At 44.7% G+C, this 1,788-nt stretch carries 2 protein-coding genes and 1 pseudogene; all 3 read right to left on the bottom strand.

The genetic code is table 11. From position 1 onward, the window contains the following. Positions 1–244, bottom strand: a pseudogene (locus tag RMO27_RS17510) (hypothetical protein); the annotation flags it as partial. 143 nt (positions 245–387) lie between these two features. After that, the gene (locus tag RMO27_RS17505) at positions 388–1,338 is read right to left on the bottom strand and encodes an ABC transporter ATP-binding protein (protein ID WP_309734859.1); all 951 of its coding nucleotides are present in this window, start codon (positions 1,336–1,338) and stop codon (positions 388–390) included. 192 nt (positions 1,339–1,530) lie between these two features. After that, positions 1,531–1,788 (bottom strand): NUDIX domain-containing protein (locus RMO27_RS17500; protein WP_309734857.1); only part of this gene is annotated, 258 nt, incomplete at its 5' end.

Genomic DNA, 1,788 nt, shown 5'->3' with positions numbered 1-1,788 from the left:
CGTTTGGAAACACACAGTAGGTATTGCGTGTTTCTCGCAGGATTCGGGTTGAAGCACCAGGACTCAATGGCTCGTCATAGATAGGGATGGGAATCTGTCCGTTGAAATACAGCAGGACGAGTCCTTGAATTAGCACAGCAGCGACGATCGCCAGCGCAATATTTCGGGGTGTCAACCGTTCTTTGAGTTCTCGAAATATTTGGGGGTTGGTATCACCCACTCGATCGATTAATTTATCTAACACTATCGTTATTTACCTCACTAGTGGTTGTTTAAATTCTCTCAAACTAGTTGCGGGTCGGGATCGCCCACTCATCGATTATTTCGATCGACACCATCCTCATCTCAACTAAATCATTAATTATCAATTATCAATTATTAATTAATCTATGAGGCTTGTTGATGCCCTAATTTCAAGAAAATAGTTTCTAAGTCTTCTTGAATACATTGGAAATTGGTAATCGGGATATGGTTGTGAATTAGCGATCTCAATAAGTCGGCGGCATCCTCTTCAGTTCCCAAAAATCCGACCCTAAGACCATTAGTACCAGTTAATACTTCCATCTCTGTCACCAAGGAATTAGCTTTAAGTTCTTGTTTGAGCGCTGCTAAATCTCCGAGCGTACCGATCGTAATTTGTTGACTACTCAACCGTTGATAGAGATCTTCGAGCCGACAGCTTTCGACCAAAAATCCCAACTCCATAATTCCTACAGATGTACAAAGTTCGGCTAAGTCACTCAAGACATGGGATGAGATCAAAATCGTCATTCCTGCTTCTTGGAGTGTCTTAATAATTTGTCGAAACTGCATCCGGGCGATCGGATCTAATCCCGATACTGGCTCATCTAATAGTAGTAAAATCGGCTCGTGAATAATCGTCCGCGCCAGACTCAATCGCTGCTTCATCCCCCGCGATAACGTGGCAATCTTACTATTGCGCTTGGTACTTAGTTGGACTAATTCCAGCACATCATATAACCGTCGCTGACGCCGTTCGGTAGTGAGCTTATAGAGTCGCGCAAAATAGTCGAGATAGTCCCAGACTGTCAGATCGTCATATAGGGGAAAGTCATCGGGGAGATATCCCAATAACCGTTTGAGATTGGTATTACTGCGATCGCGTAATAGTCGTTCGCCATTAATATAGATCTCGCCTTGAGTTGGCTCCTCAGCGGTGGCTAGCATCCGCATCAGGGTGGTCTTACCAGCACCATTAGGGCCGATGAGTCCATAGACTTCCCCGGCGGCTATCGCCAAATCTACCCCGTTTACCGCCAGATGACGATCGAATTGTTTAGTTAAATTTTCTGTCTGAATTGCTAATTCTATGCCCATTACTCGCTCACCACTATCGTGTCGATTCGATCGGCGGATTTGAAGAGAGTCGATAACTCAATCTTCGTATTCCATCAATTATAAATACAATGTCGAAATTGGTGATTTCGGAAAGGTGGATTGGCTAGAAGTTGTCAAAAATGATGTTGATGGGTTTTATCCCGATTTACAACATGGGCAACAATGCCAAATTTAGAACTTTTGTCCTGACTGGATTGCCGCGATAATTTCGAGATTGGCGGCGGGGAACTGGTACTGATGGAGATCTTCAACGTTTACCCAGCGAACTTCATCGGACTCGATCGGCTGGGGAATACCACTGATATGCTGACAATGATGGGCGATCAGGGTAATCTGGAATTTGGGATAAGCGTGATCGATCGAGATCAGATGCTCCCCGACGTTAATTTCGATCGCCAATTCTTCCCGAATCTCGCGCACGATGCACTC

Source organism: Chamaesiphon sp. OTE_75_metabat_556 (genome assembly GCF_031378165.1).
Lineage (GTDB): Bacteria > Cyanobacteriota > Cyanobacteriia > Cyanobacteriales > Chamaesiphonaceae > Chamaesiphon.
This window is presented reverse-complemented; position numbering and strand designations above follow the sequence as displayed.

Coding starts and splice junctions, on each gene's coding strand:
- RMO27_RS17505 (WP_309734859.1), bottom strand. CDS start 1,338: ATGGGCATAGAATTAGCAATTCAGACAGAAAATTTAACTAAACAATTC.